Below are 14,491 nucleotides of genomic sequence, written 5' to 3'. Positions count from 1 at the left end.
ACCTTTCCAGCAAGCTCCAGGCTTATAAAAAAAGGCTTTGGTCAGGCCCCCACTCCACCACTCGCCGAACCGGCCCCGGTTTCCAGCAGCCGCGCCAGGGCCTGCCAGCAGGCGCCGTCCAGCATCTGGCTCACGTTGAAGCGCATGAACGGCGCCATGCCCTGCGACACGCTGAACACATTGCCCGGTGCCAGAACCAACCCTTCCTGCAGCGCGGCGCGCGCAAGCACCGCCGCGTCCATCCCGCCCGGCAGCTCGCACCACAAGTAGAAGCCGCCGCGCGGCTGCACCCAGGGCCGGATCCCGAGCTCCGCCAACCGCACCTGCGCCTCTGCCCGGCAGCGGCTCAGCCGGTGGCGCAGGGCCTCCAGATGCTTGCGGCAGCTGCCATCCGTCAGCACTGTGTGCAGCAGTTCCGCCACCATCGGGCTGGGGCCGCTGAAATTCACCGCGACCTGCAGGTCGGTCAGCACCTCGATCCAGCTGCCGCGGGCCGCGATATAGCCGCAGCGCAGCGAGGCCGAGAGCGTCTTTGAAAAACTGCCGGTCCGCACCACCCGCTCCAGCCCGTCCAGCGTGGCCAGCCGCGGGGACATCTCCTGTTCGAAGGCAGCAAAGATGTCATCTTCGACAATGATCAGATCATGCTGCGCGGCCAGTGCCAGCACCCGGTGCGCCACCGGCGCAGTGATCGTGGCCCCGGTCGGATTGTGCAGCGCTGAATTGGTCAAGTAGAGCCGTGGGTTATGTTCCCCCAGCGCCGCCTCGAAACGTTCCAGATCCGGGCCGTCCGGCGTGTAGGGCACCCCGATGATGCGGATCTGATGCGCCCGCAGCAGCGCTTGGAAATTGAAGTAGCAGGGATCATCGACCAGCACCGTGTCGCCCGGGCGCAGCAGCATCCGGCAGACCAGATCCAGCGCCTGCGAGCCTGAACCGGTCAGCAGCACCTGATCCGGCGGGCAGGCCAGCCCCTGGTCGAACAGCTGCCGGCTGATATGGCGCCGCAGCCCGGCCGCCCCCTTGGAACTGCCGTAGTCGGTCAGAACCGCCTCCGGCGCCGCAGCCAGTGCCCGCATCGCCCGGCGCAGGGAGGCCACCGGCATCCAGTCCTCCGGCAGCCAGCCGCAGCCGGGCTTGGGCGCTTCCGTGCCGGCGTCCAGCGACTGCCGCGCCACCCACAGGGGATCCACCTCGCGCGCCAGCTGCGGCCCGGTTTCTGACACCGCAAAGGGCTGCGGCTTGGCGGCGACATAAAACCCAGCCCCGCGCCTGGCCCGGATCACTCCCTCGGCGGCCAGCACATCATAGGCCTCTGCCACGGTGGAAGGCGACACGCCCAGCTTGGCCGCACAGCCCCGGACCGAGGGCAGCTTGTCGCCTGCGACCAGCGCCCGCGATGTGATGCGCCGCCGGATGTCATTGATGACCAGCGCACGGCGGGAGGGCTGTGCCATGGGATACCTCACTGTATTGCTCCATGCACCAGTACAGTTTTAAAAAACTGTATGGCTCCGTATCTGTCTATGGCACGCCTGCAGTCTTAGAAAGACCTGAAACAAGGGAGACAGACAATGCAGGCATCATTTTCAGGCTGGGGCAGCGGGCTGTTGGGTGTTGTGATCTTCAGCGGATCGCTGCCTGCAACCCGCGTTGCGGTGGGGATGCTGGAACCGGTGTTCCTGACGTCAGCCCGGGCTGTCATCGCCGCACTGGCCGGGGCCGCGCTGCTCCTCCTGCTGCGCCAGCCGGTGCCGCGCCGTCAGGACCTGCTGCCGCTGGCAGTGGTTGCGGGCGGTGTGGTGATCGGCTTTCCGCTGCTGACCGCGATGGCGCTGCAGCATATCACAGCCGCGCATTCGACCGTCTTCATCGGCCTGCTGCCGCTGGCGACCGCCATTTTCGGCGTGCTGCGCGGCGGAGAGCGGCCCGGCCCGCTGTTCTGGCTGTTTTCCATCCTCGGCAGCCTGGCCGTAGCGGGTTTTGCGCTGTCGCAGAATGCGGAGGTGTCGCTGACAGGCGATGCGCTGATGCTGGCGGCCATTACCTTTTGCGGTCTGGGCTATGCCGAGGGGGCACAGCTGTCGCGGCGGCTGGGCGGCTGGCAGGTGATTTCCTGGGCGCTGGCACTGGCGCTGCCGGTAATGGCGCTGACTGCACTGGCCGCCCGGCCCGAAACACTTGCGGGGCTCAGCCTGCCGGTCTGGATCAGCCTGGGCTATGTCTCGATGTTCTCGATGCTGATCGGATTTGTGTTCTGGTACCGCGGCCTGGCGCTTGGCGGCACCGCGGGCGTGGGACAGCTGCAGCTCTTGCAGCCGTTCCTGGGCCTGATCCTGGCAGCCTGGCTGCTGTCAGAGCCGGTGGCCCCCGCCATGCTGGGCGCCACGGCCTTTGTGGTGCTCTGCGTCGCCGGGGCCAAGCGGTATGCCTGACGGCCTGCTGGCCGCCATGCAGTTTCAGGGCCGCGGGGTTAAGGCAGCAGCGCCAGCCGTTTCAGGAACAGCGATTTCACCGCCTCAGCCTCCACCGTCATACAGACCTTGACCGGCGCCCGCCCGCTGTCCGGCGCAGCCAGCGTTGCACCGGAGGTTTCGCCCTCGCAGGACACCTGCAGCGCCACATCGCGTATCCCGAACAGTTCCGGGTTGGTGCAGGCAATCACCGCCGCCGGGTCATGCAGCGAACAGCCGTTCTTGCCCGCGACCTCCTGATAGAACTTCAGGTAGAAATAGGACATCTCCTGCAGCATGCCGCCCAGCTCCGGCGACTTGGCGGCAATCGCCTCGAAATCCTCCGCAAGGCACAGGATGCGGTGGGTGACATCCAGCCCCACGAACACCACCTTGGAGCCACCCTGGCAAACCACGTCCGCCGCATGCGGGTCATGGTAGATGTTGGCCTCGGCGTGGGGCGTGATATTGCCGCCCTCTTCCAGCGAGCCGCCCATCACCACGATGGACTTCACGTTCCTGATGAACTCCGCATCCCGCTGCATCGCCAGCGCGATATTGGTCAGCGGGCCGATCGGGCAGACCACCAGCTCGCCCTTGTGCTCGCGCGCCATGCGGCAGAGGAAATCCGCGGCGTCTTCCTCCAGCGGTTTGCCCTTGGGCTCTGCCGCCGGGATGTCGCCAAACCCTTCCTCGCCATGCACATAGGCCGAAGGCTTGAACGGCGGCAGCACCAGGGGAGTGGCCGCACCAGCCGCCACCGGCACGTCCAGCTCTGCCGCTTCCAGCAGGCGCAGCGCGTTCCGGGTGGCGGTCGCAGTGGTCACATTGCCGAAGATCGTGGTCACCCCCAAGAGGTCGATGTCCGGAGCCGCGGCGGCATAGAAGATCGCCATGGCATCGTCGATGCCCGGATCGGTGTCGATAATCAGTTTCACCATCTGCCTGTCTCTTTCTGTTTTCAGCCTGGGCTTACTTGAACTTGTCCATCAGTTTTTCCAGCGGCGAGCGGGTATCCGGCGCCACCTCCTCCTTGGCGGGCTGCTTCGCCTCCGCCTTGGGCTTGCTGGTGGAACTGCGCGGCGGTGCGACGCGCAGGGCAACGGCATTCATGAACTTGCCGCCATCGCCGCGCGCCAGTTCAGCCGCGCCATCCGAAATGCCGCGCATCAAATCATCCAGCCAGCCCTCATCCGCCTTGGGGAAATCGCGCAGAACATAGCCCGCCACCGCATCCTTGTGGCCCGGATGGCCGATCCCCAGCCGCACCCGCGCGTAATCGGCGCCGATATGCGAATGGATCGACCGCAACCCGTTGTGGCCGGCATGGCCGCCGCCCTGTTTCATCCGTGCCTTGCCCGGCGCCAGATCCAGCTCATCATGCAGCACCACCACATCTGCAGGCGTCAGCTTGTAAAACCGCATCGCCTCCCCCACCGACTGGCCGGAGAGGTTCATGAAGGTCTGCGGCTTCAAAAGCAGCACCTTTTCGCCGCCCAAATTGCCCTCGCAGATCAGCGCCTGGAACTTGGATTTCCATGGCGAAAACCCGTGATCGCCGGCAATCTGGTCCAGCGCCATAAAGCCGATATTATGGCGGTTGCGCTCATATTTCGGGCCGGGATTGCCGAGGCCGACAAAGAGTTTCATGGGCGGAGCTCAATCTGCGTTTCAAGGAAACCGAGTGATGCCCTATTTGGGCTGCGGAATCCAGAGCCGCGCGGCGTCAGGCGAACCTGCGGTCTGCCGCAAAAGGCGCCAGATCGACATTCGGCTGGCGGCCTTCCGCCAGATCGGTGATCAACCGCCCGGTAATGCCGCCCAGGGTCAGCCCGATGTGCTGGTGGCCAAAGGCGTACAGCACCCGGTCCGACTGCGGGCTGCGGCCAATGACCGGCAGCGAATCCGGCATTGTCGGGCGGCATCCCAGCCACTCGCTGCTGGGCGCGGGCAGCTGACCCAGCATCTCCGCGCCCTTGCGGGCAATATAGGCCAGCCGGCGCTTGTTCATGGGCGCATCCAGCGCCGCGATCTCCACCGTGCCGGTCAGCCGCAGGCCTTGTGCATGGGGAACAGCATAAAACCCGGCCTCGCCCCAGCCCACGGGCCGAGTCACCCTATGCGCCTCGCCATCAAACATCACATGATAGCCGCGCTCTGTGCCCAAGGGCAGCTTCCGCGTGCCTGCCCCCGCGATCCGCTTGGAAAACGCGCCGCTGGCTATCACAGCATGGCCCGCGGTGAGGCTCTGGCCGCCGGCCTGCACTTCCACACCCGTGTCCGAAGCCCTGACCGCTTCAGCCCCGGCGCGCAGGGTGGTGCCGCCCAGCTCTGTGAAGGCCCGGTGCATCCGGGTGATGAACTCCAGCGGGTCACGCAGGCTGCGGGCAGCATGGAAATGCACTGCGCGCTTGACCGGCAGACGCAGCCCCGGCTCCATCTCCAGCGCTTCTTCCGGACCCACCTCCCGCCATGGAACCCCCAAGGCGCGGCGGCGCTCCAGCCCGTTGCTTGCGGCCTTGGCCGCACTCTCCGTTGACCAGACCGAAAGCTGGCCGCGCTCTACCACCAGATCTTCTGCGCCCGCGGCCTCGATCAGCGGATTGATCCCGGCATCGGCGTGCGACAGCAGATCCGCCAGATGGCCCGAAATCCGCTTTGACGGGCCGGGGCGGCAGTTAGCAAGAAAAGACAGCATCCAGCCCGGATTGCGCAGCGCATGGGCATAGGACAGCGACAACGGGCTGTCCTTGGAGAACATCAGGCCGGGCAGCGAAGTCAGCACCGAGGGGTCATTCACCGGCAGGCAGGCATAGGTCGCCAGCGTGCAGGCATTGCCGTAACTGGTGCCCGATCCCGGATCCTCCGGGTCGATCAGCAGCACCCTGTGGCCGCGCATCTGTGCCCACAGTGCGCAGCTCATCCCCACGGCCCCAGCGCCTGCGACGGCAATATCGTAATCCGCCATGCCCGTTCCTCCCGATCCTCAGGCGGAAATGGGACAGCGGCGCGGGCAAAAGTCAATCACCGGAACACGGCCTGCCGCGCAAAAGAAAACGGGCCCCCGATTGGGAGCCCGTGAAACCGTTGCCCAAGGGGCACGGGTCTTATTCTTCAGCAGCTGCTTCCACTGCTTCGCCTTCTTCGCCTTCACCTTCTTCGTCATCGGAGGAGGACAGGCCGCCGGGCGACGCGATGTTTGCAATCACGAAGTCACGGTCGATGGTCGGCTTGGTGCCGTTCGGCAGCTCGATCGACGAGATGGTGACAACGTCGCCGATGTTCAGGCCAGCCATGTCGACAACCAGCTTCTCGGGGATATCGCCGGCGGTCACAACCAGCTCAACCTCGGGACGGGTCACGTTCAGCATGCCGCCCTTCTTGATGCCGGGAGCCTGGTCTTCGTTGATGAACTCAACCGGGATGAACAGGTTGATCTTCGAAGTGCGGCGCAGGCGCATCAGGTCGAGGTGGGTCGGCAGGTCCTTCACCACATCGCGCTGAACGTCGCGGCAGATCACGCGCACGTCGTCGTGGCCTTCCACTTTCAGGTTCCACAGGGTGGACTTGAACTGGCCGGCTTTCAGCTTTTTCAGCAGTTCGTTGAACGGGATCTGGATCGCAACCGGATCCACGTCGCCGCCATAAACCACACCCGGAACCATGCCTGCGCGGCGCGCAGCGCGAGCGGCGCCCTTGCCCGTCCCCGCACGTTCCTGGGCTACGAGATCAGGAATCTCTTTTGCCATCTTAATTCTCCAATATGTCTGCCGGGGTGCCTCCAAGGCTGTCACCCCGCGTGAAGCCGTGCCTATAGACCCGTTCAGCCAGTTTGGAAAGGGGTTTCGTGCCGCCGCAGCCCTTGCAGGCAGGGCTGCGGCAGCATTTTCCGGACTTAGATCGACTTCAGGTACTCCAGCAGCGCCTTTTTGTCCGCCTCAGGCAGGCCGGTGCCGTAGTCGTGGCCGCAGCGGCTGTTGCCCGAATCAAGCTGATCGCAGCCCGTGGTCTCGATCACATGGTCAAAGGCGGTCTGCTCCGCTGCCATGCCCACCGCCTCGATATCGTAGTTCGGGCCGGGTTTGAACGATGCAGGCCGGTCTTCAGGCGCAGTCAGCAGATCGCGCAGCGTCGGCACCGATCCGTTGTGCAGGTAGGGCGCAGCGGCCCAGATCCCGTCCAGCACCCGCGCCTCGTATTTGCAGCCCGGCTCCGCCGCGGACTTCAGCATCCCTGCGTTGTCGCCCGTCGGAAAGGCCTTGCGCAGGTCCTCGAACTGCGACAGCGCCTGGCGGTCGTCGGCGTTGCCCGGCGTTGCCTCGGCGGCCCTGGCGGTCTTGACGAAATCCTCGCCAAAGGCGCCCAGCGAATGCTGCACGATGGCGCCGACGACCGACACTGCCAGCACGTCGAACGCCTTGGCCTCAGCACCCAAAGTAGTGCCGGTCAGCGGGATCGACGCGCCGTCCAGCACGCCGGTCTTCACCATCCGGGTCAGCACCCCGCATTCCCGCGTGTCAGTGCCCGCATCCAGGATCGGTGTTTCCCATGTGGTGTGGAAGATCGAGCGGAATTTGCCCTTCTTCTTGCCGTGGCAGGACACACAGCCGCCCTCTGCCGCGGTGCGGTTGAAAACCGCCTCACCCTGCGTCGCCAGATCGTGATCCAGAGCCCAGGGCCATTGCGGCGCGCCAATGTCCCAGATCCATTCCTCCAGTTCCTTCAGCCCGTTCCAATTCGCGGAATTCTGCGAGATGTAGTCGCGGTTGAACAGCAGCCCGGACTGCGGCTGCGGTCGGAAGTCGGCAAAGACGCCATAAACCTCGCCCAGATTGCGCGACAGGCCCAGCAGGTCATTGCCATTGGCCGAGAACCCCGGCCATTGGGTGAAGTCCTGCCGCGCCGCGTTCCACAGGAACGGATAGCGGGTGGGGGCATCGGCCACGGCGATGTTTTCCGGAATCAGGTAATCATCGGAGGCTTCGCCGATATCCAGCCCCGACAGGCGGTTGAAGATCATCGACACCGCGTCCAGCCGCGCTGGCCCCCATGCCGGGTCCGGCAGCGAACGGTCGATCAGAGTGTGGAAGCGGTTGCTCCAGACCTCGACCTCCGTCTTAAGCGCGCTGCGTTCAGACACCGAAGCGCTGCTGCCCAGCACCTTGTCCGCAAAGGCATCAAAGGCGTCCTCATCCGCCAGAACCGCCAGAACCGCGTCGTCCAGATCCTTCAGGAAGCTTTGGAAATCGACAATGCCGGGGCCGCCGTCGATCCTATAGGCGGTGCCGCTGACCTCGATCTGGCGGGTGTGGCAGGCGGAACAGGTCATCCCCACCGCCATATCCGCACCGCTGCCGTTGGTGGTGAAGCCTGCGGGCAGGTCTGCCTCCTGCCGCCCTGCCAGCGGCAGATAGCCATAGCGGGCCAGCGCATCATGCAGGAAAGCCTCGCCATCCGGCAGGGTCAGCGCCCGCATCCAGGAAATCGGCATGATCCGTGCGCCCTGGTCCTGGGTATAGAACTGCTGGCGCAGGCCGGGTGTCCAGTCGCTGCCCTGATTGACATAAACCGTCTGTGCCGCCGCTGGTGCCGCCATCGCTGCCGCACCAATTGCGCAGGTTGCTAAAAACGTCCGCATCAAAACCTCCCGATGCCAAATCAAACAACTCAAGGTTGCGCGCATACGGGAGGCTTGGACAGCAAAAACTCCGCTCGATTGTCGTTATTGCGCTGGCTTCACGCTTGCCAGCGGCCGCCGAAATCCTCCGGGATCAGCAGATTGTGGCGCCCCAGCGCCTCGACTGAGCGTTCGCCGCACAGTGCCATGGTAGTGTCCAGTTCCTTCTGGATCACTTCCAGCGCTGCAGTCACGCCCTTCTGTCCCATGGCGCCCAGGCCATAGACAAAAGCGCGCCCGATCATTGTGCCCTTGGCCCCCAGCGCCAGCGCCTTCAGCACGTCCTGGCCGGAGCGGATGCCGCTGTCGAGATGCACTTCGACGTCATTGCCCACGGCGTCCATGATCTCCGGCAGCATCCGGATTGAACTCAGCGCCCCGTCCAGCTGCCGCCCGCCGTGGTTCGACACCACGATGGCATCAGCGCCCAGCTTGGCGGCCATCCTGGCATCCTCGGCGTCCAGGATTCCCTTCAGAATCACCTTGCCGCCCCACATCTCTATCAGCTTTTCGACCTTGCCCCAGTCAAGCGCCGGGTCGAACTGTTCCGCCGTCCAGGCGCCCAGCTGCGAGGTGTCGGATACGCCGTGCACGTGGCCGACGATGTTGCCGAAGTTGCGCCGCTTGGCGCCCAGCATCTGCAGGCCCCAGGTCCATTTGGTCATCAGATTGGCAATGGTGGCCGGTGTCAGTTTCGGCGGGGCGGACAACCCGTTCTTCAGATCCTTGTGGCGCTGACCGAGGATCTGCAGGTCCAGCGTGATCACCAGTGCCGAGCACTTGGCATCCTTGGCACGTTGGATCAGCCGGCGGATGTAGTCCTCATCCTTCATCGTATAGAGCTGGAACCAGAACGGCTTGGAAGCCGCCTCCGCCACTTCCTCGATCGAGTTGATCGACATGGTGGACAGGGTGAAGGGCACGCCGAATTCCTCTGCCGCGCGGGCCGCCTTGATCTCTCCGTCAGCGTGCTGCATGCCCGTCAGCCCCACCGGCGCCAGCGCCACCGGCATCGCCACGTCCTGACCGATCATCTGGCTGGCCGTTGTGCGCCCCGTCATGTCCACCGCCACCCGCTGGCGCAGGCGGATCTGCTCGAAATCCGACGAGTTCTCGCGAAAGGTCTGCTCGGTCCAGCTGCCGCTCTCGGCATAGTCAAAGAACATCCGCGGCACACGGCGTTCATAGATGCGCTTCAGGTCGTTGATATTGGTGATCACCGGCACTGGTTTCTCTCCCGATCTCATTTGGTAAAATTTCTTTACCAATTCAAACCAGCAAAAGCAACGCCCCGTTTGCCACACCCCTGGAAACGCAAAAACCGCGCCCAAAGGCGCGGTTTTTCAATCCCGACTGTGTAAGTAAGGGCGTCACCCCTTATGCGCACCGTCCGCCAGCGATTTCACAAAGGCCAGCACCTCTGACGGGGATTTGCCCGCGCCGATCTGGCTGACGATGGCGCTGCCCACCACCGCGCCGTCCGAAATAGACGCGATGTTCTGCGCCTTTTCCGGCGTATTGATGCCAAAACCCACGATGATGGGCAGATCAGTCGCCGCCTTGATGCGGGCAACCTCGGGACCCACATCGCCTGCCTCGGCTTCTGCCGCGCCGGTGATGCCGGTGATCGAGACATAATAGACAAAGCCGGAGGTGTTCTGCAGCACCTTGGGCAGGCGCGCATCGTCGGTGGTGGGGGTCGCCAGGCGGATGAAGTTCAGCCCCGCCTTCTGTGCCGGGATGCACAGTTCGTCATCCTCTTCGGGCGGCAGGTCCACCACGATCAGCCCGTCGATGCCGGCGGCCTTGGCGTCTTCCAGGAACTTGTCTACGCCGCGGCTGTAGATCGGGTTGTAATAGCCCATCAGCACGATCGGAGTGGTGTCGTCGCCCTTGCGGAAGTCGGCGGCCAGCTGCAGCGTCTTTTCCAGGGTCATGCCGCCGTCAAGCGCACGCTGGCCCGCCAGCTGGATGGTCGGGCCGTCAGCCATCGGATCGGTGAACGGCAGGCCCAGCTCGATGATGTCGACACCGGCGCCCGGCAGCCCCTTCACCACCTCCAGAGAGGAGTCATAATCGGGGTCGCCCGCCATCACATAGGTGACAAAGGCTTTCTTGCCGGCGGCATTCAGTTCGGCGAATTTGGCATCGATACGGGTCATGGGCGGGCCTTTTGAAATCTGTCCGCCCCGGTGTGCCGAATGTTGCGCGGGAAATCAATCCCGCGCGAGGTCCGGCGGCCCGGCTCAGCTGCCCAGCGGAATATGCCAGCGCAGCGTCAGCGAGTTCACGCCCGGGTTTTCATCCGCGGTGGAGGCGTTGGATTTGTGGCTGATGGCCAGCGACACCGCCTTGCCGTTTTGGAACCGCTTGCCCACTGCCAGCAGGCTGCGGATCTCGAAGGCTGACCCCAGATCGTTTTCCGGCGAGCTTTCATGGTAGGCGCCGGGCATCACGCTGGTTTCAATGAACCAGTCGTTGTTCAGGTCGATCAGGCCGCTGATGCCGATACCGGCAAAAACGTCGCCGGTCTCCACCACCTGCAGGGTGCCGCCAAAGCGTGCCGACAGCCGCCCTTTTTCATAAAACGGCGTGTGCAGGTATTCGGCAGCGAACAGGGCACCGTTTTCCGCCGTCTCCCGGTGGTAGTCGGAATACCCCAGCCCCAGTGTCACTTCCTGCGCTGCTGCAGGCGCCGCCATGGCTGCCGAAACCGCAGCCGCCAGCAGAGTTGTCTTTTTCATTTCCAGCCCCTCGGAAAAATAATGACTTTTGGCCAAGCTTTTTTCAGGAGTGTTCTAAAACTCCCTAAACATTTGCCAAGGGCCTTATGGAAAATCAGTGTGCATACTGTCTGTGAACCGGCACACAGTTCGCAACTGTGGCAGTTCTGCCAGACAGACTTGGCTTGCGCGGGCGTGCAATGCTGCCTAGAAGCAGCTCCCAAATGGCATCAGGAGGCCGCAATGGGCTTTAAAATGGGAATCGTCGGCCTGCCCAACGTGGGTAAATCGACGCTGTTCAACGCGCTGACCAAAACCGCCTCGGCGCAGGCGGCCAATTTTCCGTTCTGCACCATCGAACCCAACGTGGGTGAGGTCGGCGTGCCGGACGCACGGCTGGACAAGCTGGCGGCGATTGCCGGCTCCAAGCAGATCATCCCGACCCGGATGACCTTTGTCGATATCGCGGGCCTAGTCAAAGGCGCCTCCAAGGGCGAAGGCCTGGGCAACCAGTTCCTGGCCAACATCCGCGAAACTGATGCAATTGCCCATGTTCTGCGCTGCTTTGAAGACGGCGACGTGACCCATGTGGACGGCCGTGTCGACCCGGTCACGGACGCCGAGGTGATCGAGACCGAGCTGATGCTGGCCGACCTCGAAAGCATTGAGAAGCGCCGCGCCAACCTGGTGCGCAAGCTGAAGGGCAACGACAAGGAAGCCCAGCAGCAGGACCGCCTGCTGGCCGCCGCTCAGGCGATGCTGGAAGACGGCAAGCCCGCCCGCCTGGTTGAGATCGACGCTGAGGACGCCAAGGCCTGGAAGATGCTGCAGCTTCTGACCACCAAGCCGGTCCTGTACGTCTGCAACGTGGGCGAGTCGGAGTCGGTTGAAGGCAACGAACATTCCGCCAAGGTTGCGGAAATGGCCGCGGCGCAGGGCAACAGCCATGTGATCATCTCCGCCCAGATCGAGGAAGAAATCAGCCAGCTGGAAGCTGAAGAAGCGCAGATGTTCCTGGAGGAAATGGGGCTGGAAGAGGCCGGGCTCGACCGCCTGATCCGCGCCGGCTACGAACTGCTTCACCTGGAAACATACTTCACCGTCGGCCCCAAGGAAGCACGTGCCTGGACCATCCGCACCGGAACCGCCGCACCGCAGGCCGCGGGCGTCATCCACGGCGATTTCGAGAAAGGCTTCATCCGGGCCGAAACCATCGCCTATGAGGACTTCATCGCCCAGGGCGGCGAACAGGGTGCCAAGGAAGCCGGCAAGATGCGGGCCGAAGGCAAGAGCTATGTCGTCAAGGACGGCGACGTGCTGCACTTCCTGTTCAACACCTGATCTGCATTCCGGTGAGATTTGCAGCCGCCCGTCAGCCCCGCTGGCGGGCGGTTTGTGTTTGACAGCCCTGCCCCTGCCGCCGGAAATACCGGGACGACGGGTGTAATCGCACTACACTTACTGGGGCACGCATCAAGGGCAGGTCTTCGATGGACAAAGACGACAGCATCAATGTTTTGGGCGGCCCGCTTGCGCTTTGCTCTAACGGGCCGGTGACCGGCTTTTTCCGCGACGGCCATTGCAACACCTGCGCCGAGGATCAGGGCAGCCACACTGTTTGCGTGGTCACCACAGCAGAGTTCCTGGCGTTTTCCAAATATGTCGGCAACGACCTGTCGACGCCGCGGCCCGAGTTCAGCTTTACCGGCCTGCAGCCCGGCGACCGCTGGTGCCTCTGCGCCGCCCGCTTCCTGCAGGCCGCCGATGAAGGCTGCGCGCCCAAGGTTATTTTGGAAGCCACCCATGTCAGGGCGCTGGACATCGTGCCGCTGAGCGTGCTGCAAAGCTACGCCGCCGACCCGGCCTGAGCCCCCTCGCCCGCCACGGACAGAACCTCCAGTGCCGCTTCATCGTTCTGATGCCAAATGTCCTGTGCCATCAAGGCGCCAGTGGAGAGGTCATAAACCGCGGCCAGCACCAGGCAGCCCGTTCGGGCAGTAACCAGCAGGTCCTGCCCGTCCTGCTCAAACGCGATGCTTCCATAGCCCTGCCCGGCCAGCTGTGCCCGGATCTGCTGAGGCAATGCCCCGGCCTCGCCGGAGGCGGGATCAAAGGCTGATTTGAGGCAGGGAAGTTGCAGGGTCATGCGAGTACCGGACTTGTGGCTGTTGAAAGCCAGAAGCCATGCCGGCGCATGCGGCACCATCGCCCGCAGGTTTAATTCCAAACCTCAGCACCCGGAAACCGCCCATATACCGCTGGTTTATGCCGTGACGCCGGGCGATTGGCGCAAGTTCCTCCGCCAAAATCAAAAAACGGCACCCCGCGCCGGGATGCCGTTGCAAAAACCTGAAACATGACCGGGCGGGCGGTCACTCCTCGAAGGTGCGGCCTTCTTCGGTGTCGGACATGTCAAAGCCCAGATGCTTGGCGACGGTAAACACGTCCTTGTCGCCGCGGCCGCACATGTTCATCACGATGATGTGGTCCTTGGGCAGCTCCGGCGCGATCTTCATCACATGGGCCAGCGCGTGGCTGGGCTCCAGCGCCGGGATGATGCCCTCGGTGCGGCAGCTGACCTGGAAGGCTTCCAGCGCTTCCTTGTCGGTGATCGAGACATATTGCGCGCGCCCGGTTTCATGCAGCCAGGAATGCTCCGGCCCGATGCCTGGATAGTCGAGACCGGCAGAGATCGAGAAGCCCTCCTGGATCTGGCCGTCCTCGTCTTGCAACAGGTAGGTACGATTGCCATGCAGCACGCCGGGGCGGCCGCCGGTCAGGGACGCGCAGTGCTGCATCCGGTCATCCACGCCTTTGCCGCCGGCCTCAACGCCGATGATGTTCACCGAAGCATCGTCCAGGAACGGGTAGAACAACCCGATGGCATTCGAGCCGCCGCCGATTGCGGCAATCACAGTGTCCGGCAGGCGGCCTTCGCCTTCCTGCTCGGCCAGCTGCCAGCGGACTTCCTTGCCGATGACCGACTGGAAGTCGCGCACCATCGCCGGATAAGGGTGCGGGCCGGCCGCTGTGCCGATGCAATAGAAGGTGTCGCGCACGTTGGTCACCCAGTCGCGCAGGGCGTCGTTCATCGCATCTTTCAGGGTGCCGCGGCCGGAAGTGACCGGCACAACCTCGGCGCCCAGCAGGCGCATACGGAACACGTTCGGCGCCTGGCGTTTAACGTCATGGGCGCCCATGTAGACAATGCATTTGAGCCCGAACTTGGCGCAGACGGTGGCAGTTGCGACGCCGTGCTGGCCCGCACCGGTTTCGGCGATGATGCGGGTCTTGCCCATGCGGCGCGCCAGCAGGATCTGGCCCAGCACGTTGTTCACCTTATGCGCGCCGGTGTGGTTCAGCTCGTCGCGCTTCATGTAGATCTTGGCGCCGCCCAGTTCCTCTGTCAGTCGCTCAGCGTGATAGAGCGGGCTGGGACGGCCGACGTAGTGTTTCCACAGGTCCTCCATCTCGGCCCAGAAGGAGGGATCATCCTTGGCTTTGTTGTATTCTTCCTCAAGGCTCAGGATCAGCGGCATCAGGGTTTCGGAGACGAAACGCCCGCCAAAGATGCCAAAGCGGCCCTGTTCATCCGGACCGTTCATGAAGCTGTTGAAAAGATCGTCGGCCATGGTACT

General features: G+C 63.8%; 15 protein-coding genes. 4 read left to right on the top strand and 11 right to left on the bottom strand.

What is annotated here, in order from left to right; all coding sequences use genetic code 11:
- Positions 1-41: 41 nt before the first annotated feature.
- Positions 42-1,457: an aminotransferase-like domain-containing protein gene (locus A9D60_RS22200; RefSeq protein ID WP_065269607.1), complete on the bottom strand. Its 1,416-nt coding sequence runs from the start codon at positions 1,455-1,457 to the stop codon at positions 42-44.
- 117 nt (positions 1,458-1,574) lie between these two features.
- Between A9D60_RS22200 and A9D60_RS22195 the strand changes: the two genes are divergently transcribed.
- Positions 1,575-2,435 (top strand): DMT family transporter, encoded by an 861-nt coding sequence (locus tag A9D60_RS22195; RefSeq protein ID WP_065269606.1) that lies wholly within the window; start codon positions 1,575-1,577, stop codon positions 2,433-2,435.
- Positions 2,436-2,473: 38 nt separating this feature from the next.
- Here the strand turns inward: A9D60_RS22195 and A9D60_RS22190 are convergent, their stop codons facing one another.
- The 8 genes from A9D60_RS22190 to A9D60_RS22155 all read right to left on the bottom strand — a co-directional run bounded on the left by A9D60_RS22190 (position 2,474) and on the right by A9D60_RS22155 (position 10,874).
- The gene (locus A9D60_RS22190; RefSeq protein ID WP_065269605.1) at positions 2,474-3,394 is read right to left on the bottom strand and encodes a nucleoside hydrolase; all 921 of its coding nucleotides are present in this window, start codon (positions 3,392-3,394) and stop codon (positions 2,474-2,476) included.
- Positions 3,395-3,425: 31 nt separating this feature from the next.
- Entirely contained in the window at positions 3,426-4,103 is a 678-nt protein-coding gene (pth, locus tag A9D60_RS22185) for an aminoacyl-tRNA hydrolase (protein WP_065269604.1), read from the bottom strand.
- 76 nt (positions 4,104-4,179) lie between these two features.
- Positions 4,180-5,421, bottom strand: coding sequence for an NAD(P)/FAD-dependent oxidoreductase (locus A9D60_RS22180; protein ID WP_065269603.1), 1,242 nt, complete (start codon positions 5,419-5,421; stop codon positions 4,180-4,182).
- Positions 5,422-5,560: 139 nt separating this feature from the next.
- Positions 5,561-6,202, bottom strand: coding sequence for a 50S ribosomal protein L25/general stress protein Ctc (locus tag A9D60_RS22175; protein ID WP_065269602.1), 642 nt, complete (start codon positions 6,200-6,202; stop codon positions 5,561-5,563).
- A 146-nt stretch (positions 6,203-6,348) separates the two neighbouring features.
- Entirely contained in the window at positions 6,349-8,091 is a 1,743-nt protein-coding gene (locus tag A9D60_RS22170) for a di-heme-cytochrome C peroxidase (protein ID WP_065269601.1), read from the bottom strand.
- A 98-nt stretch (positions 8,092-8,189) separates the two neighbouring features.
- On the bottom strand, positions 8,190-9,356 hold the full coding sequence (locus A9D60_RS22165; protein WP_065269600.1) for an alpha-hydroxy acid oxidase: 1,167 nt from the start codon (positions 9,354-9,356) through the stop codon (positions 8,190-8,192).
- A gap of 144 nt (positions 9,357-9,500) precedes the next feature.
- A complete protein-coding gene (gene trpA / locus A9D60_RS22160) occupies positions 9,501-10,292 on the bottom strand; it encodes a tryptophan synthase subunit alpha (protein WP_065269599.1) in 792 nt (263 codons plus the stop codon).
- 84 nt (positions 10,293-10,376) lie between these two features.
- Positions 10,377-10,874: an acyloxyacyl hydrolase gene (locus A9D60_RS22155; RefSeq protein ID WP_065269709.1), complete on the bottom strand. Its 498-nt coding sequence runs from the start codon at positions 10,872-10,874 to the stop codon at positions 10,377-10,379.
- Between the two features lie 222 nt (positions 10,875-11,096).
- Between A9D60_RS22155 and ychF the strand changes: the two genes are divergently transcribed.
- Both ychF and A9D60_RS22145 read left to right on the top strand, forming a co-directional pair.
- Positions 11,097-12,194 carry a redox-regulated ATPase YchF gene (gene ychF, locus A9D60_RS22150; protein ID WP_065269598.1) on the top strand — a complete coding sequence of 366 codons (1,098 nt, stop codon included), beginning with the start codon at positions 11,097-11,099 and terminating at the stop codon, positions 12,192-12,194.
- A 149-nt stretch (positions 12,195-12,343) separates the two neighbouring features.
- Complete coding sequence (locus tag A9D60_RS22145; RefSeq protein WP_019297394.1) at positions 12,344-12,721, top strand: DUF2237 family protein; 378 nt, start codon at positions 12,344-12,346, stop codon at positions 12,719-12,721.
- Here the strand turns inward: A9D60_RS22145 and A9D60_RS22140 are convergent.
- On the bottom strand, positions 12,700-12,999 hold the full coding sequence (locus A9D60_RS22140; RefSeq protein WP_141118019.1) for a hypothetical protein: 300 nt from the start codon (positions 12,997-12,999) through the stop codon (positions 12,700-12,702). The genes A9D60_RS22145 and A9D60_RS22140 overlap by 22 nt on opposite strands.
- Here A9D60_RS22140 and A9D60_RS26310 point away from each other — a divergent pair.
- A complete protein-coding gene (locus A9D60_RS26310; protein ID WP_141118018.1) occupies positions 12,998-13,213 on the top strand; it encodes a hypothetical protein in 216 nt (71 codons plus the stop codon). The genes A9D60_RS22140 and A9D60_RS26310 overlap by 2 nt on opposite strands.
- Before the next feature lie 12 nt (positions 13,214-13,225).
- On the opposite strand, the gene trpB is transcribed toward A9D60_RS26310, so the two are convergent.
- On the bottom strand, positions 13,226-14,485 hold the full coding sequence (gene trpB / locus A9D60_RS22135) for a tryptophan synthase subunit beta (protein ID WP_065269596.1): 1,260 nt from the start codon (positions 14,483-14,485) through the stop codon (positions 13,226-13,228).
- Positions 14,486-14,491 lie beyond the last annotated feature (6 nt).

It is taken from the genome of Leisingera sp. JC1 (assembly GCF_001679925.1).
In the GTDB taxonomy this organism is placed as follows: Bacteria; Pseudomonadota; Alphaproteobacteria; order Rhodobacterales; family Rhodobacteraceae; genus Leisingera.
This window is presented reverse-complemented; position numbering and strand designations above follow the sequence as displayed.

What these genes read in the sequence shown, in the direction of transcription:
- trpA (WP_065269599.1), bottom strand. Translation starts at nt 10,292, where the DNA reads ATGACCCGTATCGATGCCAAATTCGCCGAACTGAATGCCGCCGGCAAG.
- A9D60_RS22195 (WP_065269606.1), top strand. Translation starts at nt 1,575, where the DNA reads ATGCAGGCATCATTTTCAGGCTGGGGCAGCGGGCTGTTGGGTGTTGTG.
- A9D60_RS22140 (WP_141118019.1), bottom strand. Translation starts at nt 12,999, where the DNA reads ATGACCCTGCAACTTCCCTGCCTCAAATCAGCCTTTGATCCCGCCTCC.
- A9D60_RS22155 (WP_065269709.1), bottom strand. Translation starts at nt 10,874, where the DNA reads ATGAAAAAGACAACTCTGCTGGCGGCTGCGGTTTCGGCAGCCATGGCG.
- A9D60_RS22170 (WP_065269601.1), bottom strand. Translation starts at nt 8,091, where the DNA reads ATGCGGACGTTTTTAGCAACCTGCGCAATTGGTGCGGCAGCGATGGCG.
- A9D60_RS22175 (WP_065269602.1), bottom strand. Translation starts at nt 6,202, where the DNA reads ATGGCAAAAGAGATTCCTGATCTCGTAGCCCAGGAACGTGCGGGGACG.
- A9D60_RS26310 (WP_141118018.1), top strand. Translation starts at nt 12,998, where the DNA reads ATGCGAGTACCGGACTTGTGGCTGTTGAAAGCCAGAAGCCATGCCGGC.
- A9D60_RS22200 (WP_065269607.1), bottom strand. Translation starts at nt 1,457, where the DNA reads ATGGCACAGCCCTCCCGCCGTGCGCTGGTCATCAATGACATCCGGCGG.
- A9D60_RS22145 (WP_019297394.1), top strand. Translation starts at nt 12,344, where the DNA reads ATGGACAAAGACGACAGCATCAATGTTTTGGGCGGCCCGCTTGCGCTT.
- ychF (WP_065269598.1), top strand. Translation starts at nt 11,097, where the DNA reads ATGGGCTTTAAAATGGGAATCGTCGGCCTGCCCAACGTGGGTAAATCG.
- A9D60_RS22180 (WP_065269603.1), bottom strand. Translation starts at nt 5,421, where the DNA reads ATGGCGGATTACGATATTGCCGTCGCAGGCGCTGGGGCCGTGGGGATG.
- trpB (WP_065269596.1), bottom strand. Translation starts at nt 14,485, where the DNA reads ATGGCCGACGATCTTTTCAACAGCTTCATGAACGGTCCGGATGAACAG.
- pth (WP_065269604.1), bottom strand. Translation starts at nt 4,103, where the DNA reads ATGAAACTCTTTGTCGGCCTCGGCAATCCCGGCCCGAAATATGAGCGC.
- A9D60_RS22190 (WP_065269605.1), bottom strand. Translation starts at nt 3,394, where the DNA reads ATGGTGAAACTGATTATCGACACCGATCCGGGCATCGACGATGCCATG.